Here is a 24117-nt window from a genome sequence, read left to right as displayed (position 1 = left end):
GTCCGGGTAGGACGGTGAGCCCTCTCGGCAGCACCGGGTTGGGGCGGTCCCGTCGAGAGGGCATACCCCGCGGCTAGCCATCGTCCCGCTGAGCGTCAACCCCGGCGAGGGCGCGCACCGCTCGGGCTACGGTCGTTCGTCATGACGCCTCTCCCCTGTCTCGAACGCCGCCCCGGCGCACCTGCCGCCGGAGGCCGTCAGTCGTCGGTGGGCTCGTCGAGGCCGTCCTCATCCAGCGGCACTTCGATGCGCTGCTCCGCGGCGTCCGCCGGGTCCGCCTCGATGGGGTGCGGCTCCGGTGCCGAGGGGGTCGGCGCTTCCGGGTCCTCGGGAACCTCCTCCGCAAGCCGCTCCTGCTCCTGCAGGTCGGCCTCGGGCTTCACATCGTCGATCGGATGGTCATTGAGAGACATGGCTCCTCCTCCTTCGGTGTGGATGCTTCCAGCCTGCCGAGGCCGCACGACAGCGGCAAGGGGCTTGACCCGACGGAGCCGGCCATGAGGAGGAAGAGCACGCAGGGCCGGGTACGCATCGGCGTCTCCGGGTGGCGGTACGCCCGGTGGCGCGGCGACTTCTACCCGCGCGGCCTCCCGCAGCGTCGAGAGCTGGAGCACATCGGATCGCAGTTCCCCACCGTCGAGCTCAACGGCTCGTTCTACTCTCTGCAGCGGCCCGAGAGCTACCGCCGGTGGGCCGTGAGCGTTCCCGACGACTTCGTGTTCGCGGTCAAGGGCCCCCGCTACGTCAGCCACATGCTGCGACTGCGGAACGTCGAGCAGGCACTGGCGAACTTCTTCGCGTCGGGCGTCCTCGCCCTCGGTCCCCGCCTCGGCCCGATCCTGTGGCAGCTCCCCGAGCGCCAGCGCTTCGACCCGGAGCTCCTGGAGTCCTTCTTCGACGCGCTTCCCCGGACAACGGCCGACGCTCTCGCGCTCGCCCGGCGGCATGACGAGCGGCTGCAGGACCGGGCGTGGCTGGAGATCGATGCCGACCGCCCGCTCCGCTATGCCCTCGAACCGCGTTCCGCTTCCTTCGCCGACCCCTCGAGCCTGAGGCTCCTGCAGCATCACGGGGCTTCCCTCGTCATCGCAGACACCGCAGGCAAATGGCCGCGATTCGATGCCCTCACCGCGGACTTCGTCTACATCCGTCTCCACGGCGCGCAGATGCTCTATCACAGCGCCTACACCGAGACCGAGCTGCGGGAGTGGGCGGCGCTCATCCGCGGGTGGGCCGACGGGACCGGCGCCGACGACGGGAGGCCACGCGACGTCTTCGTGTACTTCGACAACGACGCCCGCGGGCACGCGCCTCACGACGCGCTGGCGTTGAGCGCGCTCGTGGCGGACGCGCCTTCCTGACGCGGCGAGCGCGGCGGCTACCGGTCGCCGACGTGACCCGGAGCGGTGAGCGACAGCACCCGCTCGACGAACGCCGCGTACTCCTCCATGTAGTGCGCGAGGAACTTCTCGGTGTCGGCGTCGTGCACCTGACCGTCGGCGCCGAAGACCTCGGGCCGGAACGTGATGTACGCCTCCGGGGCGTTCAGCTGCGGCGCGTTGAGGAAGCTCAGCACGCTCCGCATCGACGACTGCATGACCGCGGTGCCGATGGCTCCCGTCGAGGCGCCGATGATGCCGGTGGGTTTGCGTGCGAACGAGTTGTGACCCCAGGGTCGCGAGCCCCAGTCGATGGCGTTCTTCAACGCCCCGGGGATCGAGCGGTTGTACTCCGGCGAGACGAGCAGCAGACCGTCCGCCCCCTCGATCGCGCTCTTGAACGCGGTGACCGCAGCGACGGGTTCGAGCTCGTCGTCGCGGTTGTAGAGGGGGAGGTCACGGATCGGGATCTCCACGAGTTCGAGGTCCGGCGGGGCGAGCCGTACGAGCGCCGTGGCCAGGACGCGATTGATCGAGTCCGATGCGAGGCTGCCGATGAGGTAGCCGATCCGATGGGTCATGGTGAGGTCCCCTCGTCTCCGTGCATCTCCAGGATATCGCCGGGGTGGGGGCTTGCCACAAGGCCCCCCTCGGGAGGCAGAATCGACGGCTCGCGTGCCCCCGCATGCCCTCGCGAAGGAGATGTCCCGTGCTCGACCCCTTTGATCTGTCCGACGACCACGCGGCGAAATCCGCAGACGACCTCATCGCCGCCGACCGCGCCCACCTCCAGCGCCTCGGCGCCGCTCTGTCCCGGGAACAGGACGCCCTGACCGCTCGTCTCGCCCTCGTGCGCCGGCAGGCCGCCGACGCGGGCGTCACGGCGGTCGATCGCGACCTGGAGATCCGCCGCCTCAGCGCGACGCTGCGCCTGCGGGAGCGGTACGGCATCGACATGTGCCTGGGCCGGATGACCCCGGCGGCCGGACCGCCGGTGTACATCGGTCGCGCCGGGGTGTCCGATGCGGACGGCATCCGCCTGCTGGTCGACTGGCGGGCTCCGGCAGCGGAACCGTACTTCGCCGCGACCTGGGAAGACCCCCGGGGCCTCCTCTCCCGGCGACGGTACCGGTGGAACCGAGGCAGGATCACGGACTACTGGGACGAGGCGCTGTCCCCCGAGGGCCTCGACGGCGCCGCCTCCCTCGACGACCAGTCCGCTTTTCTCGCGAGCCTCGACGCACACCGGACCGGGCGCATGCGGGACGTGCTGGCGACGATCCAGGCGGATCAGGACGCCATCGTGCGCGCCCCTTCGCCCGGCGCTCTGGTCGTGGACGGCGGCCCCGGCACCGGGAAGACCGTCGTCGCGCTGCACCGGGCGGCGCACCTTCTGTACGCCGAGCCGCGGCTGACCACCGGCGCCGGGGGCATGCTGCTCGTAGGACCGAACCCGCAGTACCTCGGCTACGTCGAGGACGTGCTGCCGAGCCTCGGCGAGGACACGGTGCGGTTGTGCACTCTGCGTGATCTCACTCCCGAGGGCGCGGGCGCGATCGCGGAGACGGATTCCCGCGTGGCCGAGCTCAAGCAGAGCCTCGACCCGGAGCTGGTGATCGCGGCGGCGGTCTCCGAGCTCACCCGGCCGCCGATGCACGCGCTCCGCATCGAGGCGCCGTGGGCCGATCTCTGGGTGAGCCGAGAGGACTGGGCCGATCTGTTCGCCCGTGCGGATCCCGCCTCGCCGCACAACGAGGCTCGTGACGAGGTGTGGGAGGAGGTGCTGGAGATGCTGGTGGACCAGGTTGATGATCCCGAGGTCCCGGAGTCCTCCGTCCGTCGGTGGCTGCGGCAGGACGACGATCTCACGACGACGTTCGTACGCGCGTGGCCGCTGCTCTCTCCGGCGGCGGTGGTCGCCACCCTGTGGGCGTCTCCGGCGCTGCTCTCCCAGTGCGCGCCGGATCTCCCGGCGGAGGAGCTCGCCTTGCTGCACCGCGCAGAGGGGGCGCCGTGGACGGACGCCGACCTTCCCCTGCTCGATGCCGCGCACCGTCGGCTGGGCGACCCGGAGGCCGTGCGGGAGCAGCACCGCCGGCAGGTCGCGGCCGCGGCGGCGCGGGAGCAGATGTCGGCCGTGGTCGACCACCTCGTCGAGAGCGATGACAGCGAGATGAAGGTGATGTCGATCCTGCGCGGCGCCGACGCGCGGACCGTGCTCGCCGGAGCGGACGTTCCTCCTCCGCTCCCCCCGGACGAGCTCGCCGGCCCGTTCGGGCACATCGTCGTGGATGAGGCACAGGAGCTCACCGACGCGCAGTGGCGCACGTTGATCGCACGGTGTCCGTCCCGCAGCTTCACGGTGGTGGGCGACCGAGCCCAAGCACGGAGGGCGTTCACGGAGTCGTGGAGCGAGCGTCTGCAACGCCTCGGCCTGCGGAACGTCCGGGTCTCCTCGCTCCGGGTGAACTACCGCACGCCCACGGAGGTGATGGCGGTCGCCGCACCGAGCATCCTCGAGGCCCTGCCCGATGCCAACGTCCCGGTGTCCGTGCGGGAGAGCGGCATTCCGGTCCGGCACGGGAACGCCGTCGAGCGTGACGAGGTGGTGGCGGAATGGCTCGCAGCGAACCCGGAGGGAGTCGCCGCCGTCATCGGCGACCCGGGGTTCGCTCCGCGGCCCCGGGTGCGCGCGCTGAGCCCGGAAGGGGCGAAGGGACTCGAGTTCGATCTCGTCGTCCTGGTGCGCCCGGAGGCGCTCGGCGAGGGCCGGACGGGAGCGGTCGACCGCTACGTCGCCATGACCCGTACGACGCGGGAGCTCGTCATCCTGCGGTGAGCACCCCCTGGTCCTGGCGGACCGGGCGCTCTAGCCTGGGGCGATGACGAACGGCGAGGGGGCGGCACCGCATTGCCCGGAGGACGATGTCGTGATGCTCGCCATCCCCGGTGGCTGGAGGTGCCCGGATTGCGGACACCTCCAGCAGGCGCAGGATGTCGAGGAGCCGGAGGCTCCGGACGAGTTCACGCCGCGGCGGTGACGATCAGGCGTCGTCGGGTGCGCCGCCGTCGGTGATGGTGCCGGTCGGCTCGCTGTGCTCGATCTCGTGGCGGGCACCGTGCTCCGCCGCGAGAGCTTCCCCCTCTTCGATCGCCTCGTCGCGGCTGGTGTAGCTGCGAGAGAGCTCGGGGGCGCCGTCCACCTCGTTGACCCATTGCCCGTTCTTCGACCGGGTGACGACCGCCGTGACGGCCATCAGAGGTCCCCCGGCCCCAGGTCGCCCTGCCCCTCGTCGCCGAGGTCGGCGAGGACCGGGTCCTCCCCCTGGCTCTCGGGCTGCGGGGCGGAACCCGGCAGGTCCTCCGCCGGCACCTCATCGTCGGGGTCGGGGATCTCGTCGGGATCGCGACCGGTGGCGGTCGACGCCTCCAGATCCTCCGGTGCCGCACCCTCGTCGAGGGCTTCCGTGCGCTCCCATTCCGCCTGCGCGGGATCGTTGCTCGGGTCGGCCTCGGTGGTCGCGTCGCCGTCGCGCAGCGGCTGACCGCCGACGTCGTCGGGTGTCGATTCCATGTCTCCTCCTTCGATCGGGCTGCCCCCAGTCTCCCGGCTGGGATCAGAGTGGCCGAGGGGCTTGAGGAGACCTTGCCGAGCAGCTAGGTTTCGGAGCCGGATGGGACGGTCAGGAGCGGGTCAGGCGTAGCCGAGATCGGGAGCACCCACCCAGAAGAGGCCCTCCCTCGCGCCGGCCGGGAGCAGGCCTTCTATCCATTCGGCGACGACCACGAGGACGGCTTCCTCCAGGCGATCCCGCGTCCATCCGCGCGGGCGCGAGGGCACCGCGGGCTCCCAGCCGTCCGCGGTCCACTCCACACCGAACAGGTGGCGCTGGTCGTCGAACCGCCGGTCCAGGTCGAAGGCGTCGGCCCCGTCGAACCGCGCCCAGACGTCGAAGGGGCCCTCGCCGTCCTGGTCGACGAAGACGTCGATGAGGATCGCTTCCACACCGCTCTCCGCTTCGACGGCGGCCCGATGTAGGGCACCCAGCGCGGCGGCGACGCGCTCGCTCTCCCGGTCGAGCACGGTTCGCAGGGCGCGGGCGTAGGGCTCGGTGCCGTCCGCCTGCTCTGCTGTCTCCGGAGCGCTCATGGAAGGCGTCAATCCTCGGAGTCGATGAGCTCGAGAAGCTTCCGCAGCTCGTCCCTGATCTCCGTGTGGTCATACTGCCCGGCGCGGCTCTCCCCCGAGATCACGCCGGAACGACGCACCTTCCGGAAGTCGCCGAAGGGAAAGCTGTACGCCTTCTTCGTCTCGGGGTTCTCGCTCTTGTCGATGCCGAGGTGCCAGTGGGCGAACTCCGTCCACCCGTGCTCGTCGATGAAGCGGTTCTCGTCTTCCGCGCTGGGCGCCGCCTCGGACCAGTCGTCGCGTTCGTCCCGCACGACCTTGCCGTCGCGGACGAGGGAACGCGCGAGCTTGAGCGCCGGTCGGTTCAGTTCGATAGCCATGGGGGAACGGTAGGACGGGGGACGACGGCGCCCTACCCCCTTGACGCCCGAGGCCGAAGAGAGCAACCGCGAAGGTCGCCGGGCTCAGCCGCCGATCTGCGTGCGCACTGTCCGTCCTGCGAGCACGGCGTACAGGCCCACCGAGACCAGGAGCCCGACCGGCACCGAGAGGTCGAGCCCGCCCAGCGCCGCGCCGAGCGGGCCGGTCCACACGGTCGTCGACAGGAACATCGCGGTGGCGAAGCCACCGGCGACCACGGAGACGAGACCCGGGATGCCGAAGCCGCCGGTGTACCAGAACCTGCCGCCGGGCCGCTCGTCGAACAGGTCGGTCCCGGAGTACCGGTTGCGGCGCAGGACGATGTCGGCGACGTAGACGCCCATCGTGGGCACGGAGATGATCAGCAGGAACTGCAGCATCAGGTTGACGGCGCTGATCAGGTCGGATGCCACGACGAGCACGATCGTGAACGCGCAGCCGAGCGCACCGATGAGGATCGCGGAGGGGATGCGGCGGATCGGCACGCCGATCGACTGCAGGGCCATGCTCGCCGTGTAGGTCGTCATGCCGTTGAGCGAGATGCAGTTCACCAGAACGCCGAGCACGAACAGCGGGGCGAGCCACACCGGCAGCTTCTCGAGCAGGGAGTACTCGATGCCGTTCGCGAGACTGTCCGGCCCGATGGAGCCGCCCAGCACGACGCCGAAGGCGGTGATGAGCACCGCGGGGAAGAGCTGTCCCAGCGCGGTCGCGCCGATGATGCCGGACGCTTTGGTGTCGCGTGGCAGATAACGGGCCATGTCGGCGCTGTTGCTGAACGACAGCGGCGACGATGCCATCAGCGCGAACGCGATCGTGACGCTCACCCACAGCGGCAGCCCGCTGAGCGGCTCGGGCTGCGCGAATCCCCCATCCAGCGCGGGGGCGATGAAGCCGATGACGAGTGCGAAGATCACGAACAGCCCGATCGAGATCGCCAGGTAGGCCTTCAGGATGAGGGCGTGACCGTACACGGCGACGACCACGGTGATCGTCGAGACCACGACCGCCACCAGGATCGATGCCGCGATCGGATCGGGGAAGCCCCACCGCACGAGCAGTTCGCCGCCGATGAATGACGCCGCCACCCAGTTCAGCGCGAGGAAGACGCCCGAGATGAACCAGCCGTAGAACGCGATGACGATCTTGTTGCCGTGGATGCCGTAGATCGCTCGCTGGACCACCGAGCCGGAGGTGCCGGCTGCCGGTCCGGAGATGGCGACGATACCCGGCAGCAGAGCGAGCGCGCTCGATGCCAGAATCACGAGCAGCGCCTGCCAGATCTCCAGGCCGAGCACGAGCGTCATCGAGGCGCCGACCGTGATGTTCAGCACGCTGACGCCCGGTGCGCTCCAGACGAAGAACAGATCGCGCGCTCTCCCGTGCCGTTGGGCGTCGGTGATGAGTTCGATGCCCCGCGTCTCGGGGGTGCTCGCGGAGTCGACGAAGTCGGATTCGGATCCGGGCGCGACGGCACCAGGAGCGGGGATGGCGGATGTGTCGGACATGACGGTCCTTCCAGGACGGGCACCCTCCTGCGTCACTGCAGGGGGCGTTCGGGATTCAGGAGCGGGAGCTCATGGCCGCCGGTAGGCGACCTCGCCGTGCACGAGGGTGAGCAGCACGGCACCGGTGAGCAGGTCGTCGGTCGGCGCGGACAGCGGGTCGATGTCCAGCACGGCGACGTTCGCGAAGAAACCGGGCGCGATCCGGCCGTAGGCGTCGTCGATCGCGCCGACGTGGGCCGCGCCGGACGTCGCCGCAGCGAGTGCCTGCGCGGCGGTGAACGCACGCTCCGGGTGGTACGGCGGCAGCGCGCGGTCGATCGAGGATCGCCCGGACATCGCGATGAACAGGTTGTGCAGAGCCTCGTGGGGTGCGGTGGGGGCGTCGGTACCCAGCGCGATGGGAACATCGACGTCGCGGAACCAGTTCCACGGGAAGCCGTCCTCGGCGCGCTGATCTCCGAGCATCGCCATCCAGTTGTCCAGGATGGCGGGGTCGCAGTGCACCGGCTGCATGGATGCCGCGATGCCGTGCGCGCGCATCCGTGCGACCGTCTCGGGCGCGACCGACTCCAGGTGCTCGATGCGCGGGCGGCGGGCGGTGCCGGTGCCGTTCGCCCGCTCACAGGCCTCGACGAGGTCGACGGCTAGTGCGCTCGCCGCGTCTCCGATCGCGTGCATCGCGAGCTGCAGGCCGGCGTGGTCGGCGGCGATCGCGACCGGCGTCGCGGCCTCGCGGCTCCAGATCGGGTCGGCGTTCGAGCCGTCGGCGTACGGGCGCACCATCGCGGCGGTGCACGCGTCGATCACGCCGTCGAGGATGAACTTCACCCCGACGACCTTCAGCCACGGCGTGCCCGTGGCCTCGAGTTCGTCACGCAGCTGGACCGCACGCTCGACCTGGGCGAGATCGGATGCCGGGTCGCCGGTCGAGCTCAGCCACCAGTGCGCGGTGACCGGGAACGGCAGCCGACCGTCGCGGTCGAGCCGACGCCGCAGCGCCGCCATCGGCTGCTCCGTCATCCCCATGTCGGCGGCGCCGGTAACGCCGGCCGCCAGGTACGCGGCGAAGGCGAGCTCCAGGTGGCCGTCGACCTCCTCCTCGGTCCGGATGCCGTCGAGATAGTCCGCGAGCAGATCCATGGCCGCGGTCTCGAGCAGGAACCCGGTCGCCTCTCCGTCCTCGCCCCGCACGACCTGGCCGCCGATCGGGTCGACGGTGTCGCGGTCGATTCCGGCAGCGCGCAGCGCGGCTGTGTTCACCCAGGTGCTGTGCAGGTCGTTCGCGTCGAGGAAGACCGGGATGTCGTCGATCACCTCGTCGATCATCGCCGCGGTCGGCTGGGTGACGCCGTCGGGCAGCGCATCGAACAGCCAGCTGACGCCCTCGATGATCGTCGCGTCCGGGTTCATCCCCCGCGCCTCGAGCAGCCGCTGCTGGATCTGTGCCACCGAGGTGCAGTCGCGGAGTTGCACCTTGCCCTGCGCGTGGCCGAACATCGCCAGGTGCGCGTGCGCCTCGATGACACCGGGCATCACGAAGGCCCCGTCAAGGTCCACGACCGCGGCACCCTCACCTGCCGCGGAGCGGACCTCCGTCTCCGTGCCGACAGCGAGGATGCGATCGCCGCGCACGGCGAACGCGGACTGCACCGGAACATCCGCGAACCCGTCGAAGACGGTGGCGTTGCGATAGACGGTGGCGGTGTCGGTCATGGTGGTCCCTTCGATCGGGTCAGAGCGCGAGCGCCAGATGCGGGCGGGTGGCGGTTTCAGCCGGAGTGCCGTCGAGCACGTCGGCCCGACGACCGACGGGGTCGAGCACGACGGTGGCCAGGCTGGCCCACCGCTGTCCCATCGGAAGCGCGAGGTCGGGTACGCAGGTCACCGGAGGCTCGCGGTCGCCGGTCACGAGCATCGCGCGCAGCTGCTCGGCATCCGTCGGTGCGCTGGCCGACAGCAGTCGGCCCCGCAGGAAGTCCCAGCGCTGACCGGAGTCGGGCTGGTACAGCCAGGTCTTCTCGTGCGCCGCCGGCGCTTCGGTGAGGAAGTGATTCGTGCGCAGCCAGGTTCCCTCCGTGATAGCGGGCGCGGAGAACACGCCTTCAGGGCTGATGTCGAGCAGCACGGCGTCGCCCGCGGCGTCGAAGAGCGCGAACGAGCCGGAGCTCGTGACCGGCGCCTCGCGCACCAGTTCGACGGCGTGCGCGACACTGGAGGCCTCCTCGAGCACGAGAGCGGCGAGCACGTGCATCGGGATGCCCTCGGGCCGGTCGGACCGGTGCCCGAGGATGTTGAAGTGCAGCGCGACGCCGGCGCTGTTCAGGCCGATCTTGCCGAGGATGCCGCATTCGGTGAGCCCGGCGTAGTCGTGGACGCCGCCGCGCGAGATGATCGTGTGCCAGTACGGCGCGATCTCCATGTGCCAGTCCCACGTCTGCACGCCGAGGGTGCGCGCGCGGCCGTCCGCATCGCGGATCGAGCGCACGATGGTCGAGCACTCCCCCGGCGGTACGGCGACGCTGCGGGACAGGATCTCCGTTCGCCCGTTCAAGGCTGCGACGCGCCAGATCTCGGCATCCGCACCGGCGGCGATGCCCTCGATCTGCGCGCGCAGCGCCGGACGGTGGGCGTCGACCGCGTCGAGCAGCCGTTCGGCGTCGTCGCGCACGGTCTTCTCGTCGACGGCGCCGAGGCGGAAGAGCCGATCATACGCGTCGATCGTGCCGGGCAGAGTCTCCCGCAGCTGCATGCCGCGCTCGACGCCGCGCTGGAGCGGATCCGAGGCATCGGCCGTGATCTGCAAGCGCCGCTCCGGGCGCGGAAAGGGCGACGTCACGAGAGTTCCTCTCCGGGAAGGGCGGGAGTGCGCGGCGGTGCAGTGCGGCGCTCGCCGGTCGCCTCGAACGCGGCGGCGAGGCGCAGCAGGGCGGTGTCGTCCCAGCCGCGGCCCGCGATGGTCAGCCCCACCGGCATCCCGATGTCTGCCGTCGTGCCCATCGGCACCGTGACGGTCGGGATGCCGAGATGACGGATAGCGAGATTTCCATTCGCGACCCACACCCCGTTGCGCCAACCGGCGTCGGCGGATGCCGGGTTCACGTCCATGTCGGCGGGGCCGATGTCGGCGACCGCGGGGAAGATCACGGCGTCGAGGCCGAGCGCGTCCATCCACTCCTCGAGGTCGACGCGGCGGGTCTCCTCGAGCCCGCGCACACCCTCCTCGAGATGCGGGATGTCGGTGAATGACGCGTACGGGCGCTCGCGGACGAAGGCCGGATACTCGGCGATCTCGTCATCGAAGCCGGTGTAGCGATCCGGGAGGGCGCCTCCCGGATGCGGGAAGATGCGCGCGCCGTCGACGAGGTCGAGCCGATCGAGCGCGGGGTCGCCGTTCGCGCGCAGGAAGTCGTCCCACGCCCAGGCCGAGAGATCCTCGATCTCGGAGCGCAGGAACCGCTCGGACACCAGTCCCCTGGTGCTCACGGTCGGCGCCCCGGCGCGGTCGCCCTCGTAGTTGGTGACGACCGGGAAGTCGACGTCGACCACGTGGGCGCCGGCGTCTTCGAGGTCTCGACGTGCCTGCTCCCAGAGCTCGATGACGGACGCCCGTGTCACGATGCGCTGTCCGGTCGCGCCTCCGATGGTGGTGCCGGTGCCGGCATCCGGATCGGCATTGACGTACATGCGCGGCACCCCGAAGCGGCGGCCGGCGAGAGCGGAACGAGGGTCGGCCGCGGCGAGGTCTCGGTACGACGCCGGACGCACCTCGGATGCGGCAGGGATACGCACCCACGGCTGGGCGCGCCAGAAGTCGCCGCGGACGTCGGCGTCGTCGGCGACGATCACGTCGAGCACCTCGAAGAGATCGGCCATCGTGCGGGTATGCGGCACCACGACGTCCATCGTGGGCACCAGCGGCCAGTTGCCGCGCACCGAGATGACGCCGCGGCTGGGCGTGTATGCGCAGAGGGCGTTGTTCGACGCCGGTGCCCGACCGCTCGACCAGGTCTCCTCGCCGAGTCCGAAGGCAGCGAAGCTCGCGGCGGTCGCGGTGCCCGATCCGTTGGAGGAGCCGGATCCGAATGCACTCGTCAGCCAGTCGGCGCTGTACGGGCTCTCCGCCCGTCCGTACACACCGCGCTGCATCCCGCCATTCGCCATCGGCGGCATGTCGGTCAGGCCGAGGCAGATCGCCCCGCCGGCCCTGAGCCGTTCGATCGTGAACGCGTCCCGCTGCGCGACCAGATCCGCGAACGCCGGGGAACCGCATGCCGCGGTGAGCCCGGTGACGAGGTAGCTGTCCTTCGCCGTGTACGGGATGCCGTCCAGCGGGCCGAGCGATCGCCGGGCCGCCCTGCGGCCATCGGACGCCGCGGCTTCGGCGAGGGCGTCGGGGTTGCGGACGACGACCGCGTTGAGCGCGGTCTCGGTGCCGGGTGCGTCGTACGCGTCGATGCGCGCGAGATAGGCCTGCACCAGCGCGACGCTCGTGGCGGCACCGGTCTCCAGCGCTCGCCGCAGGTCCGCGATGGATGCTTCGACCACGTCGATCATGCGGGTGCCTCGCTCGTGGCCGGCTGCTGCTGAGTGATGCAGTGGATGCCGCCGCCGCGCGCGAAGATCGGGCGCGCGTCGACGGTCACGATCTGTCGCCCGGGGTACGCGGATCCGAGGATGTCCCGCGCGCGGGCATCAGCGGCGTCCTCACCGAACCCGCACGCGATCACGGCGTCGTTCACGATGAGGTGGTTGATGTAGCTCCAGTCCACGAAGCCGTCGTCGTCGCGGAGGGTCTCGGGGGCCGGGACGTCGATGATCTCGAGCGGGCGGCCCGCGGCATCCGACTGGTCCTGCAGGAACGCCTTCAGCTCCCGCGTGACGACGTGGTCGGGGTGTCCCGCGTCGTTCTGGCGGTGCAGCAGCACCCGGCCCGGAGCGGCGAACGCGGCGACGATGTCGACGTGTCCGTTGGTGCCGAACTCGTCGTAGTCGCGCTTGAGGCCTCGGGGCAGCCAGATGGCTGTGGTCGCGCCGATCGTGCGTGCGAGTTCGGCCTCGACGCGGCCTCTGTCGGCGTAGGGGTTGCGGTTCGGGTCGAGCTGCACCGTCTCGGTGAGCAGCACCGTGCCCTCGCCGTCGACGTGGATACCGCCGCCCTCGTTCACGAGCACCGAGCTGATGTGCTCCGCTCCCACGTGTGCGGCGACGATGCGTGCGATGCCGGCCGACACCTGCCACTCGGCCCATGCGGGCGCACCCCAGCCGTTGAAGATCCAATCGACCGCGCCGAGGACGCCGGGCCGATCGTCGTCGAGGACGAAGGTCGGGCCGAAATCGCGCATCCAGAACTCGTCCAGCGGCGACTCGACGATCTCGACGGCCGAGCCGAGCATGTCCCGCGCCCGCGCCATCTCGGTCGGGTCCACGACCATCGTCACCGGTTCGAACTCGGCGATCGCCAGGGCGACGTCGGTCCATGCGCGGTACGCGGTGTCGCGCCAGGCGGCACCGTCGCCCAGGGTGACGCCCACGCGCGGAAACGCCATCCAGGTGCGTTCGTGCCGATCGCCCTCGTGCGGCATCCGCCAGCCCATGTCATCTCCTTTGCCGACAACGGCTTGTTGGTCACATGACCAATACAGGAATGTTCCTACACTGAGGCACCATGTCAACATCCGATACGCGTCCACGAACCAGGAAGACGCCGGAGCAGCGCGCTGGCGAGATCTACGACGCCGCGATCGCGATCGCCAGGGAGAAGGGACTGTCCGCACTGACGCTGCGGGCGGTCGCCAGCAGGGCAGGGGTGGCGCCGGGGCTCGTCTCGCACTACGCATCGAGCATGGATGAGTTGGTCTCGCGCACCTTCCGCGAGCTCACGGCATCCGAACTGGACGACGTCCGCACCCAGGCCGAGACCGAGAGCGAGCCGGCGGCACGGATGGCGCGGATGATCTCCACGGTCCTCAGCAGCGATCACGACGACATCACGCTCGTGTGGGTGGACGCCTGGTCCCTCGGCCGCGGCAGCGCGGCGCTGTCGGTGGCCATCGACGAGCAGATGAGCGCCTGGCAGTCGTTCATCGCGCAGCTCATCGAGGATGGCCGGCGCTCCGGCGTGTTCCGCACCGACGACACGGATGCCGTGGCCTGGCAGATCCTCGCCATGATCGACGGCATCGCAGCGCATGCGCTGACCCGCCGTACCGACGCCGCGCTGTTCGCCGCTCGGTTGACACAGGCCTGCGAGACGCTGGTCGGCGCGGCCCCAGGGAAGATCGCGGAGCTTCTTCGGACGCACTGACGGTCGCAGAGGGTGGCATCAGGCGTGCCCTCTTGGCGCCCTCGGCGATCCCAGGCCGGAAACTCTTGCGAGATTCCGGCCCTCAATGGTCGGGCTGACAGGATTTGAACCTGCGACCGCTTAGAGGATCCGGTCAATTTCCGGTCTCCGCCGATCGCCTCGGGAACTCGCGGATTCCCCTGTGTTTACAGGGAACCGGGCGGTTCGCTTGATGCGAGTGAAGCCGATTGGTGGCGGGTCGTGGCGGGTGATCTAGGTGGGTTCCTGCTGGATCGAGCGCACCACCCGAACCAAGTACATTTGAACGCTCGTTGCCCATGGCGCCTGAACGTCGATCGGGCGAGAAACCGTGCTTTCCGCGCTTCTCGTAACAACGACACTACCGAGGAACATCGGGTGATGCCGAACAATCTGCAGGATTCTGGTCATGACGCTGATCACCAGTTCTCGGCATCGCCGAACCGACTGACGGGGACGAATCCAGGTCTCTCGCGGCCTGAGCGATGGCCTCGCTGCCTTCACCAAGTGCAGCAAGGAGCTGCGACGCCGTGAGCACCTCGTATGGGCGCGAGACCCAGTAGCCGGCTGGCGTTAGATGGCGAGTAACGAATCGTGTCTGAAGAACGTAGGCGCCCTGATCCGGCATTGGCTCCAGACCGAGCTTCTTCGCTATATCTTCAAGATTCGGCTTCAACTCTGCTTCCTTCCGCGCGAGCTGAGTGGCATAGCAAGGCTTAACCCTGCCTTTGTTCTCCGAGTCGCTGTAGAAGGTCCGCAGCTGGCGCGCTGTCTCCGCAAAGCCATAAACGGATGCGGGGTCTTTCGCCTCGATCAACCAGATATTCGGATCGCCGCCACGTCCACAAACAAGGTCGACTTCTGTCGTCAGCTCCGGGACGCCCAGACGAGCGTGGTCGCCAGGCTTGACGCGCGCGATGGTCTTGAACCCAACTTCTTGAAGCTGCCGCTCAAGTGTTCGCTCGAACGCCTTGTTCCTCCCCGATCGTCTCTCAGCAAGAGCCTTGGACACCTTGTCAGGCACCTCGCCCGTCCAGGGAAGAACGCCCTGCGTCAGGTGATTGTTGTAGACGCTCAGGGTTGTCAGGAGATACTGCGGAGCGATCAGGATGGCGCCATCCGCACGTCTTACAAGCGGCTGAACAAGTAGACGATGCCTGCGGGTCCGTGTCTGCCACGGCTCCCAACTACTGGATCGCAGAAGATCTGAGGACACTGTGAGCATTTGCAATGCGTGCCGGAGACGCAACTGCTGCTCTTCACCGGGATCACCGGCTGCTTCAAAGACCCAGCCAAGAACCTCGTCCTCTGAGGCAAATGTGATGCTTCTGCCATCGTCGAACGAATCCCACTGTGCAAGTGCCATCAAGACTATGAAGAGATCGGACGTGGACGCACCGAAGGATTCCAGCATCGCCGGGTCAACGGCGTCCTCAACTCCTCCTGCGCCTGCCTCGTCGTCATCGAGTACCGGTCCGAGGCGGATAGTGGCTGCCGCCGTGTTGAAAGATCCCCTTTCCAGCACCCATGAATCATCAGTCACGTGATCGTCGTCTCTGAAGGTGAGCTCGTATGCAGAACTGATCTCGATGATCGCGGGAGCAACCCGGTGGTGCAGCCGCTCGCTCAACGTCGTCATTGTGCGATATGCATCTGCGGCAGCTAGGAGCGCACTCCAGCTCTGAGCCGTAACAGGCTGTTGCCCATCAACATCCGGGTCCAGTCTCAATGCGGCTTCGACGATGATCTCGTTGCACTGCCGTAGTTCGAGCGTTTCGCTGGCAAGCTCGGCCATGCGCGCCACTGGATCCCACTCCGTGCTCAGATTCTGGGCGACGCGGGTCAGGTTTCCTTGTTCTTCCTGGAGGTGGTCATAGACACGATTGAGTTGCTCCATCCCCATGGCGACGATCACATCGGTGTTGTGCAACGCAATACGATCGTTGAGCTGTTCCAGAGCTGCGGGCGCGAGATGGGTTCTGACTAGCGCATTAGCTTCGATTCCACGGTACTCGCCGGGTTGTATGCCCGTCGCGTGCAAGCGACGGGCGAAAGATGCAGTTGCCGCTGATTCGTCAGACGAGCTCAGCTGCCAGGGCCTCGGCAGATGGTTGAGTTTGGTTCGCGCGGTCTTCGTCTCGAGTATCAGGAATGGTCGGCAGGTGAGCCATTCGCGTCCGATCTCTTGCGCAACACTGTCACCGACGCCGCCGTACGCAAGAAGCTGTTCGAGGACGTTGGCTGTGAGCGCATTGGCTGCCAAGGGCTTGCCGTCCGCCTGCTGCACGAACTCCTCCAGGTCGAAACTCCAGAGCGCCACGCGCGGAGCACCCTCCGTTCGAGTCCGCGAAGATGAGAACTCAACCACTTCATCGCCTCGTTCAACCGCCCGAAGCCAGAGCCGGTATCCGCGGGTTCCGAGGTCTTCGTGCGCACGTCGCCACGACTCACCGATTGCGTCGAAGGCGAAGATGAGGCCCCCACAGACGTCGAACAGGAACCGATACTCCTGGCCGTCCGTCCAGTCCGGGTCGGACCTGACGATTGCGATCGGAGGCGTGATGAGAGGCAGGGACCAGCCGATGCGATTAGGTGCATGGTGGGTTCCCCGTCGATAGTCGTATTCGCTCTCGGGGCCAAGGAACGATACGGACGCGACGTTGCCGGATGAGATTTCGGCCATCTCCGCGTGCCGTAGCGGCGGTAGCCCTGTTCCATGAAGCGCGACTTCTAAGCGCGAGAGAGCGACCGCGCGCTCCCACTCGGCTTCTCCTGCGTGCGCCTCGAAGTACATGTGTGTTGGACTGATCCCGCCTTTGAAGAAGGTCTTGTCGTTTGTCCTCCATGGTTCCCAGTAGTCAATTGCTTCCCAGCCGAAGTTGGATGGGAATTCTGGTGAGCTCAAGTCACGGACGAATCGATACAGGTCGTCGTCAGCTGTTGCTGTCTCCGCAATCCAGGTGAGGTCTTCCAGTGCCAGGGTTGCTTGGCCAGGAGCCTGAGGCACCATTAGATGGGATGCGCCTGCGACGATGACAAGAGGAACAACGCTTGCGCCGGGGAGCAATTTGATGGTGCCACCACCAGCGATCTGTGCCGAGATCGGGCCGTCGGACGGGTCATGGTCCCGGAGGCGGTCTGCCAGCGTTACGCACGCTGGCGACGACGGCCCTGTTCTAGGAAGGTCTTCGGTGAAGAGGATCGATACCGCGATGAAGTTTGGCCCGTCAACCGGAACGAGCCACTGGATTTCGTTCCCTGTCAGTGGAGGCGTCTCATCGGGTGCTTTGGGCGGCGCCTCGATCAAGGTATTCGAGAACCGCCAGAGTGCGCCGCGGATCGCATCGATGCAGGAAGCCCGGAGCGCTCGCCTAGCGTGGCTATCACGTTCAAGGTCATCGACAAGTTCCGTGACCGCGTGAGCAAGCACTTCGGGGACATAGGTCGGTGGCAGCCATCGATAGTGCGGGTCAGCGGTTGAGAGGCGATAACGCAGAGTCCGCCCGAAGGGACTCGTCGGACTTTCGTGGTTGTACTTTGCCGAGACCGCCGGCGAGGTCATCCATTCAAGCGCAAGCAGATCCGCTTGGTCTAGTTGGAGCGACTCGATCGGGTCAGCGGAAACGAGCTTGCCTGCGGCGTCCAGTTCGTTGACTGGAAGTTCGATTTCGTCGCCGAGTTCGATGTCCGGAGCCGGTTGCCACTCCGGCAGCAGAGTGTTCAGGCAGTGGTCCACGTACCTGAGCGCTACTCGGACAACGTTGGCGATGCCAAACTTGTGCCGCCGCACAAGTCGATCGTCTACCGCGTCGGCAAGTCGCAGAGCCCGGGAGAGGTCGGCTATCGGTCTCTCGATCAAACCTGGCACATAGCGCAGCAGTTCGTCATCGACTCGGACTGTCGCGACATTGGTGGGGTCGGTCGAAATGTAGTCCTCGTGCATGACACCGATGCCCTTGGACTCAGCCGCCGTGTCAACCAACTCCTGTACGTCAGGGAGAGGCTCTCTTGAACGCTCGTTGGAAACGGAACTCGCGCGGAGGCTGGCGGCGAGCGCCACACCGATTGATACGGCCCGGTGACGCGCGGACGGAGACGAAGCTGCCGCAAATAATGTGGCCCACAGCTGGTCGGGGTCGAACCGACGATACATTCGAGCAAGTTCGTCGGGTTCGGGTGCCGCCGGCTTTGCTTGAGCGCGCTTCGGTTTTCTCGTCTTACTCCGGCCCATGCCAGCCTCCAAGTTCACATGGAAGATACGATCTCATGTCGTGTTCGACAGTCGATGTCGACGCAACGCCCAACACCTGAACCGGCGCCGGATGCTGCGAGCCTATAGCTGGCCCGACATGTCCTACGGCGATGCCGCGCGGGGGCGGCTGCGAGCTGATCGTCGCGGCCGGTCTAGCTGGACGCATCAGCCGCGATGACAGGCCAGGTCTGCCCGGCAGAAAGGCTTTAGCTGTGTAGACCTAGCCTGAGGTCGACGGATCTTCGGCCGCCGTGCCGCCCTGCTCATCTTCTGGACAGCGAGACGCTTGCCTATCGTCAACCACGGTCACGCCAACGGCTGCGATCTGCATGACGATCGAGTCGTCATTGCAGAGGACTCGTCGTGCGAGCTTGGCGGCGTGCGAAAGATCGGGGTGCTCATCCACAGCGTTTCGGAGCCGATCCTGCGGCACACCCAATTCGTGAAGCAGGTTCAGGATCACCAAGCTTGCGGTGACCTCAGCGACAGCATGAAGGTGGTTCAGATCGTTATCGGCGGTTCCGACGTGCGCGAGATTGTTGCGCGCATCTTTCGCTGCTTTGGCCCACACCTCAGGTTCATGCACGAGGCGGACGCCAGCTTCGCCGACTCGGCCCACAAGATCGAGGAGCCGCTGCTTGAGAGTGGGGACATTTGAATGCTCCGTGAGACGGTCCGAGAGCCACGCCTTGCGGTCAGCTGGCGCCGCTTCCAGGAGAGCTTTGCGCAGTGACTTGAACTCTTCCGGAGGAATCGGCGGGGCCGGGTCGAGCGCACGATGGAACGACTCCGCGGCGGCAACAGCCGTAACAACTCTCGTCTCGATGTAGCCGCTCCGCACATACCGCAAACCGAGAATCATGCTGCGCGCGGCAGCAAACCTGTCGCGGACATCTAGCCAACGAGGAAGGAGCTCCTCGAAGGGAAGGTCATCAAGCGTCAGGACGTAGTTGCGCAGATCGAGGACCTTCGCATCCGGCTTGGGCTTGACTACCCGCACCTGATACACGGTGATCTCATGCGGCTGGTCCCGCATCGGATGATCCTCGGGCCAATCGTCAGGAGTCGGCGGCAGGAACACGCGCATACTGATGATCCCGCACGCACGGAGCGTTGCGAGGGACAACAGGTCTGCCATGCCTCCGAGCAGATCGAGCCAGTAATCGAAGCACTGCGGCTCCTCGCGCTCGAATCTGATGACCTGATGTTCGCGCACGTGCGTCAGGGTTTGGGACCGGGTCTGCTCAGAATACGGATGCCACGCATAGTGGCTAAGCTTGACTGTCAGCGGGCCCGATTCGGCCGTGAGAGCTTCCAGGTGCTTCAACTCGATCGCGCCGCTGAGGTCGCGTTCTGGCCCGAAATAGTGTGTCTCGTGGATGCCAGTTCTGCGCGACCAGACGGTCATGTCCTCGACGTGTGCGCAAGCAGCCGTAAACGCTGGTTCGTCCGGATCGTCCATATGCACGCCCACCAGCGCGGTGTGTGCCCTCAACTCCAGCTTGTCAGGCGTCCCGAACATCCCGCCAAGGCTGAACGAACGCGCAGTTGTGACGTGGACGCTCAACAAGGTGATGAACTTGCCGTCACCGATGCCGACGACCACTGGCCAGTGCTGAAGCTCGTCGGTGACGATAGTGGAGCCGTTCTTGCCCGGGCGCGTTACGTTGTATCGCCAGCCGCCGATGAGCCGAAGCCGTAGACCCTTGTCCGGCGAGTAGGTCAGCACCCCAGGCACCTTGTTGTCGGGATCCTCGGGTCGCCACCACTGGCCCGTCCAGTCGTGGTGCTCGTCTAGCAGAGTTTCGGTCACGCCTTCATAATGCACCACCCCACGACATCGAACCGTGTCGGAATGCCGTCGCCGCAGGCGCTGCGGCGCGACGTGTCGCTGCCCGCGATGACGCTGCACGGTCTGCGGCACATGCACGCGTCGCTGCTGCTGGCGAGCGGTGCTGACATCGCGCTCGTGTCGAAGCGGCTCGGTCACTCGTCGCTCTCGGTCACGAGCGACATCTACACACACCTGATCGGCGATGCCGCTCGACGTGCTGCGGAGAGCGCTTCAGCGCTCGTCCCGCGCGCAAGTGCACAACGAGTGCACAACCACGGCACGGCGGCGGATACGACAGAGGCTCGGAACCCCGCGACTTCCGCGTGATTCCGAGCCTCTATGTGGTCGGGCTGACAGGATTTGAACCTGCGACCCCTTGACCCCCAGTCAAGTGCGCTACCAAGCTGCGCCACAGCCCGTTGTTCTGCACTCTCGCGCAGGCAACTCCCCTATCTTAGCCGCACCGGAGGCCCTCTCGCGAACCGAGGCGTTGCGGGGTGTCGGAAGCTGCTTGTACCGTCGCCTGCATGTCGACGATCACGACCGCGGTGGCGACGACCGCCCGTTGGGATGACGTGCAGCACGCACTCACCGGCGGCGGCGATGGGGCGAGCTGCCAGTGCATCTGGCCGGTGCTGCCGAACAAGGATTGGAATCAGACGACCACGCCTCAGCGCACGGAGATGTTTCGCGCCGAGATCGACGAGGGTCCCCCTCCGGGGCTGGTCGTGTACGTCGACGGCGAGGCCGCGGGCTGGATCCGCATCGGACCGCGCGCCCGTCAGACCCGGATCCCCCACACTCGCATGATCGCCGCGTCGAGCACCGAGCCGTTCGACGACGAGTCCGTGTGGGCCGTCACCTGCTTCGTCGTCCGCAGGGAGCACCGGGGCACCGGGCTCAACGCCGAGCTGCTCGACGCCGCGATCGCCTTCGCGCGAGAGTCGGGCGCCCGCCTCATCGAGGGGTATCCCGTCGACACCCGTGGTGAGAAGCAGCGCGCGAACGATCTGTACCACGGCACGCTCGGGACGTTCCTGCGCGCAGGTTTCACGGAGAAGGCGGTGATGAAGCCGGGGCGCGTGCTCGTCGCCCTGGAAATCGCACCGAACGAGAGCGATAGCGTGAAGGCATGAGCGCCGCGAACTCCTCTCTCGATGATCCCGACCTCGGACCGCTCCATCGCGCGACCTCCGAGCTCGACGACGGCTCCGTCCTCACCCACGACTGGTTCGTCGGCAGCACCGAGGTCGACGGCAGCACCTACGAGCTGATGGTCGAGGGCGCATCGCCAGGCGATGTCGCTCCACTGCTCCCCCGGCTGCGTGCAGTCATCGCCGGCCTCCCGGGCCTCCGCCGCGTCGCCTCGGATGCCGTGGTGACAACGTTCAGCACCGGAGACCCAGACCCCAGCGACCTGGACGAGGCGGCGGACGACCTGGACCTCGAGACCATCGAGGCCTCCGGCGACGGCACCGTCGTCCTCCACTTCACAGACTCCTGCGGCGAGCACTTCCCGGAGGGCTACTGGCCCGCCGTGCACCTCAATGCCGAGGGTGCCGTCGCGACGGTCACCGTCGAGTCCTGAGGCGGGCCGGTCCGATCGACCGCCTTCGGGACGACATGCCCCTCCGGTCATACGATGGAGGGATGCAGCGCCGCACCCTCCCCCCCGCGATCGTGTGGGCGTTCGTCCCCTACGCCGTGGTCTCCGCCCTGCACGTCGTGCTTCTGGCGCTCGGACACGATCTCGCGGGTCCGACGAAGCTGCTGCTCATGCAGCTGCTCGCGGTGCCGGTCCTCGTGGCGGCGCGACGGATCGACCCGCCCGTGACGGTGGCCCTCCTCCTCGTCGCCCTACTCTTCTCGTGGCTGGGCGACGGCGCGGGCGCGCTGTTCCCCGCGGCACCCGAGCTTCCGCTCATGCTGGGCTTCTTCGGTCTCGCGCACATCGCCTACATCGTCCTCTTCGCCCGCCACCTCGCGGGCCGTCGCCTGCCGTGGTGGACGGCGATCTACGCCGTCTGGTGGCTCGCGATGATCCTCGTCCTCGGCCCGCACACGGGCCCGCTCCTCGTCGGCGTCGCGCTGTATGGCCTGCTCCTCGCGGGCACCGCGGCGTTCGCTGCGCGATGCCACCCGCTCGTCGCGACGGGCGGCGCGTTCTTCCTGGCGAGTGACACGATCCTCGCTTTCCGACTCTTCCTGCCCGACGCGCTCCCGGCCTGGAGCAGCCCCGCCGTGATGCTCACCTACACGCTCGGCCAGGGCCTGATCATCGCCGGCGCCCTCGTCTCCCTGCAGCGGAGGGCCGCCTGATGGTCGACAGCGCGCGGGTGGACAGCTGGCTCTGGGCGGTGCGCGTCTACAAGACCCGGTCGGCGGCGACCACCGCATGCCGTGCGGGGCATGTGCGCGTCAACGGCGACAAGGCGAAGGCTGCACAGGCGGTTCGCGTGGGCGACGAGCTCCGCATCCGCATCGCGGGTTTTGACCGGATCCTGATCGTGCGCCAGATCCTCGTCAAGCGCGTCGGCGCGCCGCTCGCCGCCCTCGCCTACGAGGACCGGACGCCTGAACGCGAGCCGCAGGCAGCCCTCGGCGTCCGGGACCGGGGCGCCGGACGACCGACGAAGCGGGAGCGTCGGGACATCGATCGCCTCCGCGGACGAGGCGATATACAACACGACTGAACCCTTCCTTGATTCGAACATAGGTTCTAAAATCGAGGTATGACGAACCCGCCGACCGATCCCCTCAGCCTGGAGGAGCGGCGGCGCGTGCGAGACGCCTGGGCTGAGACCCGTCGACGCATCGCAGCGCTGGAGGCAGAGGCTGCAGAGCTGCTGGTGGCGCAGATCGCTTTCCATGACGAAGACGTGGCCGCGGCCCCGCACCACCGGGATGCCATCCACCGCTCGATGGTCGCCGAGTACGCCACCGCGGCGCGTCTTTCCACCGGCACCATGGAGTTCGCGTTCGCCGATGCTCTCGCCCTGAGCACGGCACTCCCCCGCGTGCGAGAGGCCTTCCACACGGGTGCTCTGAGCTCCTCGCACGTGCGGGAGATCGCGCGGGTGAGCGCGATCGTGGACGAGGCCATCCGCAACCGCGTCGTCGCACCCGAGACGATGGCGCTGCTCGAGACGGCGGTGCTCGTCGTCGCTGAAGCCGAGACCGCGGCGCGCACGCGGGTGCATGCCCGCCGCGTCGCCTCCGCGCTCGTCGGCGAGACGATCACGGAGCGACACCGCCGCGCCGCGGACGAGCGCTGCGTCACGGTGCGATCGGTCGACGACGGCCTCGCGGTCCTGACGGCAATACTCCCGGAATGGGCGGCGGTGGCGATCGCCGACCGGTTGAGCCAGCTCACCCGCACCGTCATCCGAGCCCGTGATGCGGCTCCCGCGCGTGATTCGAAGGCTGCGGGCGCTGCGGGGTCGGACGAGGCGTCGGACGAGGCGACGCTTCGCCGGACCCTGGCGCATGACGACCTGCTGACTGCTCACGGCGTCGCGACGGATCGCCCGTGCGGCGAGACTCGGTCGGACACAAAGATCTCCAGCGCCGATGGCGACACCTACGCCCTCGACCCCGAGGCGGAATCGCTCCCCGCAGACACCCGCACCTGGAGCCAGGTGCAGGCCGACCTTCTGACCGATCTGCTCCTCACCGCCGATCCGAGCGCTGTCGAGGGCGAGGGCCTCACGGGCGTGCGCGGCCGCCTGCAGGTGACCGTGGCGGCGACGACCCTCGCGAGGCTCGACGACCGTCCGGCCGAACTGGACGGACACGGCGCTCTGCACCCGGACATCGCGCGAGCTCTGGCCGGTCGCGACGGGGGCTGGACGCGGTTGTTCCTCGATCCGCACGGGCAGGTCATCGAAACGGACGCCTACAGCCCGACCGAGAGCATGCGCCGGTTGCTCCGGGCCCGGGATCAGCACTGCCGGTTCCCCGGGTGCCGACAGCCGGTACACCGCTGCGACATCGACCACACCTGGGATCACGCGAAGGGCGGCCCGACCCGCGTCGACAACCTCGCGCATCTCTGCCGCGGACACCACGTGCTGAAACACCCCGATATCCCGGAGGCTCAGCGCTGGACAGTACGACAGCGACCCGGTGGGGTCCTCGAATGGCGAAGTCCCCTCGGCGCAGTCCACACCGATCGCGCCCCACGTCGGGTCGCCTTCGTCTGAAGCGCGCCGCCATCACGACGACGGGTCCTTCGATCGCAGTGGCGCACGCCACGCCACGCCACGCCACGCCA

Annotated in this window: 23 protein-coding genes and 1 tRNA gene; 10 read left to right on the top strand and 14 right to left on the bottom strand. The window is 67.9% G+C overall.

Annotated features, from left to right (window positions below):
- Positions 1 to 197 precede the first annotated feature (197 nt).
- Complete coding sequence (locus BV453_RS05400) at positions 198 to 413, bottom strand: hypothetical protein (protein ID WP_102209630.1); 216 nt, start codon at positions 411 to 413, stop codon at positions 198 to 200.
- Between the two features lie 84 nt (positions 414 to 497).
- On the opposite strand from BV453_RS05400, the gene BV453_RS05395 reads away from it, so the two are divergent.
- A complete protein-coding gene (locus tag BV453_RS05395; protein ID WP_249521054.1) occupies positions 498 to 1361 on the top strand; it encodes a DUF72 domain-containing protein in 864 nt (287 codons plus the stop codon).
- A gap of 17 nt (positions 1362 to 1378) precedes the next feature.
- On the opposite strand, the gene BV453_RS05390 is transcribed toward BV453_RS05395, so the two are convergent.
- Positions 1379 to 1960 carry an NADPH-dependent FMN reductase gene (locus BV453_RS05390; RefSeq protein WP_029989877.1) on the bottom strand — a complete coding sequence of 194 codons (582 nt, stop codon included), beginning with the start codon at positions 1958 to 1960 and terminating at the stop codon, positions 1379 to 1381.
- Positions 1961 to 2088: 128 nt separating this feature from the next.
- Here BV453_RS05390 and helR point away from each other — a divergent pair, with 128 nt between their 5' ends.
- The gene (gene helR, locus BV453_RS05385) at positions 2089 to 4218 is read left to right on the top strand and encodes an RNA polymerase recycling motor ATPase HelR (RefSeq protein WP_249521053.1); all 2130 of its coding nucleotides are present in this window, start codon (positions 2089 to 2091) and stop codon (positions 4216 to 4218) included.
- A 43-nt stretch (positions 4219 to 4261) separates the two neighbouring features.
- A complete protein-coding gene (locus BV453_RS05380) occupies positions 4262 to 4420 on the top strand; it encodes a hypothetical protein (RefSeq protein WP_162817585.1) in 159 nt (52 codons plus the stop codon).
- 3 nt (positions 4421 to 4423) lie between these two features.
- Here the strand turns inward: BV453_RS05380 and BV453_RS05375 are convergent, their stop codons facing one another.
- From BV453_RS05375 to BV453_RS05335, 9 genes are all read right to left on the bottom strand, one after another.
- Positions 4424 to 4636, bottom strand: a complete 213-nt coding sequence (locus BV453_RS05375) for a DUF2188 domain-containing protein (RefSeq protein WP_249521052.1) — start codon at positions 4634 to 4636, stop codon at positions 4424 to 4426.
- Positions 4636 to 4953: a hypothetical protein gene (locus BV453_RS05370; protein WP_085607928.1), complete on the bottom strand. Its 318-nt coding sequence runs from the start codon at positions 4951 to 4953 to the stop codon at positions 4636 to 4638. Before BV453_RS05370 ends, BV453_RS05375 begins: the two co-directional genes overlap by 1 nt.
- Positions 4954 to 5073: 120 nt before the next feature.
- The gene (locus tag BV453_RS05365) at positions 5074 to 5529 is read right to left on the bottom strand and encodes a DUF6389 family protein (protein WP_202976244.1); all 456 of its coding nucleotides are present in this window, start codon (positions 5527 to 5529) and stop codon (positions 5074 to 5076) included.
- Positions 5530 to 5537: 8 nt separating this feature from the next.
- The gene (locus BV453_RS05360) at positions 5538 to 5888 is read right to left on the bottom strand and encodes a hypothetical protein (protein ID WP_249521051.1); all 351 of its coding nucleotides are present in this window, start codon (positions 5886 to 5888) and stop codon (positions 5538 to 5540) included.
- Between the two features lie 84 nt (positions 5889 to 5972).
- On the bottom strand, positions 5973 to 7436 hold the full coding sequence (locus BV453_RS05355; protein WP_249521050.1) for a cytosine permease: 1464 nt from the start codon (positions 7434 to 7436) through the stop codon (positions 5973 to 5975).
- Between the two features lie 69 nt (positions 7437 to 7505).
- Positions 7506 to 9149: an amidohydrolase gene (locus tag BV453_RS05350; RefSeq protein WP_025105128.1), complete on the bottom strand. Its 1644-nt coding sequence runs from the start codon at positions 9147 to 9149 to the stop codon at positions 7506 to 7508.
- 19 nt (positions 9150 to 9168) lie between these two features.
- Positions 9169 to 10272 carry a C45 family peptidase gene (locus tag BV453_RS05345; protein WP_249521049.1) on the bottom strand — a complete coding sequence of 368 codons (1104 nt, stop codon included), beginning with the start codon at positions 10270 to 10272 and terminating at the stop codon, positions 9169 to 9171.
- Entirely contained in the window at positions 10269 to 11990 is a 1722-nt protein-coding gene (locus BV453_RS05340; RefSeq protein WP_249521048.1) for an amidase, read from the bottom strand. Before BV453_RS05340 ends, BV453_RS05345 begins: the two co-directional genes overlap by 4 nt.
- Positions 11987 to 13030, bottom strand: a complete 1044-nt coding sequence (locus BV453_RS05335) for an agmatine/peptidylarginine deiminase (protein WP_249521047.1) — start codon at positions 13028 to 13030, stop codon at positions 11987 to 11989. Before BV453_RS05335 ends, BV453_RS05340 begins: the two co-directional genes overlap by 4 nt.
- A 71-nt stretch (positions 13031 to 13101) precedes the next feature.
- On the opposite strand from BV453_RS05335, the gene BV453_RS05330 reads away from it, so the two are divergent.
- The gene (locus BV453_RS05330) at positions 13102 to 13740 is read left to right on the top strand and encodes a TetR/AcrR family transcriptional regulator (RefSeq protein WP_249521046.1); all 639 of its coding nucleotides are present in this window, start codon (positions 13102 to 13104) and stop codon (positions 13738 to 13740) included.
- A 379-nt stretch (positions 13741 to 14119) separates the two neighbouring features.
- Here the strand turns inward: BV453_RS05330 and BV453_RS05325 are convergent, their stop codons facing one another.
- Positions 14120 to 17989 (bottom strand): hypothetical protein, encoded by a 3870-nt coding sequence (locus BV453_RS05325; RefSeq protein ID WP_249521045.1) that lies wholly within the window; start codon positions 17987 to 17989, stop codon positions 14120 to 14122.
- A gap of 241 nt (positions 17990 to 18230) precedes the next feature.
- Positions 18231 to 19823, bottom strand: coding sequence for a HEPN domain-containing protein (locus BV453_RS05320; RefSeq protein ID WP_249521044.1), 1593 nt, complete (start codon positions 19821 to 19823; stop codon positions 18231 to 18233).
- Positions 19824 to 19865: 42 nt separating this feature from the next.
- Between BV453_RS05320 and BV453_RS05315 the strand changes: the two genes are divergently transcribed.
- Positions 19866 to 20171 carry a tyrosine-type recombinase/integrase gene (locus BV453_RS05315; RefSeq protein ID WP_249521043.1) on the top strand — a complete coding sequence of 102 codons (306 nt, stop codon included), beginning with the start codon at positions 19866 to 19868 and terminating at the stop codon, positions 20169 to 20171.
- A 15-nt stretch (positions 20172 to 20186) separates the two neighbouring features.
- Here BV453_RS05315 and BV453_RS05310 read toward each other — a convergent pair.
- A tRNA-Pro gene (locus BV453_RS05310) sits at positions 20187 to 20263 on the bottom strand.
- Between the two features lie 108 nt (positions 20264 to 20371).
- Between BV453_RS05310 and BV453_RS05305 the strand changes: the two genes are divergently transcribed.
- The 5 genes from BV453_RS05305 (at position 20372) to BV453_RS05285 (ending at position 24046) form a co-directional block, all read left to right on the top strand.
- Positions 20372 to 20980 (top strand): GNAT family N-acetyltransferase, encoded by a 609-nt coding sequence (locus BV453_RS05305; protein ID WP_249521042.1) that lies wholly within the window; start codon positions 20372 to 20374, stop codon positions 20978 to 20980.
- A complete protein-coding gene (locus BV453_RS05300; protein ID WP_249521041.1) occupies positions 20977 to 21432 on the top strand; it encodes a hypothetical protein in 456 nt (151 codons plus the stop codon). Before BV453_RS05305 ends, BV453_RS05300 begins: the two co-directional genes overlap by 4 nt.
- Before the next feature lie 62 nt (positions 21433 to 21494).
- Positions 21495 to 22163, top strand: coding sequence for a lysoplasmalogenase family protein (locus BV453_RS05295; protein WP_249521040.1), 669 nt, complete (start codon positions 21495 to 21497; stop codon positions 22161 to 22163).
- Positions 22163 to 22537, top strand: coding sequence for an RNA-binding S4 domain-containing protein (locus BV453_RS05290; protein ID WP_025105136.1), 375 nt, complete (start codon positions 22163 to 22165; stop codon positions 22535 to 22537). The genes BV453_RS05295 and BV453_RS05290 overlap by 1 nt, the downstream gene beginning before the upstream one ends.
- A 39-nt stretch (positions 22538 to 22576) precedes the next feature.
- The gene (locus tag BV453_RS05285) at positions 22577 to 24046 is read left to right on the top strand and encodes an HNH endonuclease signature motif containing protein (RefSeq protein WP_249521039.1); all 1470 of its coding nucleotides are present in this window, start codon (positions 22577 to 22579) and stop codon (positions 24044 to 24046) included.
- The last annotated feature ends 71 nt before the right edge of the window (positions 24047 to 24117 follow it).

Origin of the sequence: Microbacterium sp. ER1 (genome assembly GCF_023383675.1) — a bacterium.
Taxonomy (GTDB): domain Bacteria; phylum Actinomycetota; class Actinomycetes; order Actinomycetales; family Microbacteriaceae; genus Microbacterium.
This window is presented reverse-complemented; position numbering and strand designations above follow the sequence as displayed.